Here is a 1,175-nt window from a genome sequence, read left to right on the forward strand (position 1 = left end):
ACTTACTGACTTCGGCTCGTCAGGGTGATCTTTGTCGATGTGCCTGTTGGGCCAGGGGTGCGGGCTGTATTTCGTGCTGTGTGAGATATGCGGATGGGGGCGGGCTGACCGCTGCGGGGCGGCAGCGTCGGGAGGCCGTACGGCGGCAGGCGGCCGTGCTGTTCGAGCAGAAGATCAAGCCGCTGGAGGTCGCCCAGCGCCTCCGAGTGAGCCGGAAGTCGGCCTACCAGTGGCACCAGCTGTGGCGGGACGGCGGGATCGAGGCCCTGGTATCGCGCGGGCCGAGCGGATCACGGTGCCGTCTGTCGCCGCGCTGCCTGGAGAAGCTCGCCGCGTATCTGGAGGAGGGGCCGGCCGTGCACGGCTGGGTGGAGGACCAGGTGTGGACCGCTGGGCGGGTGGCCACGCTGATCGGCCGGAAGTTCCACGTCTCCTACAGCGTCTCAGGCGCCACCCGGCTGATGCACCGGCTCGGGTTCTCCCCGCAGGTCCCCGTGCGGCGGGTCGCCGAGCGCGACGAGGAGGCGGTGAAGATGTGGAAGGAGGCGACCTGGGCGGAGGTAAAAGGGCCCGGGCGGCCTGCGGGGGCTACATCTGCTTCGAGGACGAAGCAGGCTTCACCCGCCGACCGCCCCGAGGCCGCACCTGGGGGCGACGCGGACACACCCCGGTCGTGACGGTGAGCGGACGCCGCTCGGGGCGGCTGTCGGTGGCCGGGCTGATTGCGATGCGGCCCGGCTCACGGACCCGGCTGTGCCATCGGCTGGTTGCCCACCCCGCGGGCAAGGGCAAGCGCCGCAGTATGAGCGAGCGCGACTTCATCGCTCTGCTCGACGGCACCCACCAGCTCATCAAGGCACCGATCGTGTTGGTCTGGGACCGGCTCAACACCCATGTCTCCCGAACGATGCGAGAGTTGATCGACGCACGGGAATGGCTGACGGTGTTCCTGCTGCCCGCCTACTCGCCCGACCTGAACCCGGTCGAGGGCGTGTGGGCCCACGTCAAGCGCAGCTTGGCCAACCTCGCCGTAGTCGCCCTGGACCGCTTGGAGGCCCTCGTCCGCAACCGGCTCAAACGACTCCAGTACCGGCCCGAAACCCTCGACGGCTTCATAGCCGGCACCGGCCTCGCCCTCGGCAACCCGACCTCACCCTGACGAGCCGAAGTCAGTA

The 1,175-nt window shown here is 69.4% G+C and carries 1 protein-coding gene; it reads left to right on the top strand.

The features are described from left to right. Positions 1-80: 80 nt before the first annotated feature. A protein-coding gene (locus ACFPIH_RS56605) for an IS630 family transposase (RefSeq protein WP_465270403.1) occupies positions 81-1,159 on the top strand; the annotation gives its coding sequence in 2 pieces (ribosomal slippage) (positions 81-582 and positions 582-1,159; 1,080 coding nt in all). The last annotated feature ends 16 nt before the right edge of the window (positions 1,160-1,175 follow it).

Origin of the sequence: Streptomyces vulcanius (assembly GCF_042653945.1) — a bacterium.
GTDB classification, from domain to species: Bacteria; Actinomycetota; Actinomycetes; order Streptomycetales; family Streptomycetaceae; genus Streptomyces; species Streptomyces mangrovi.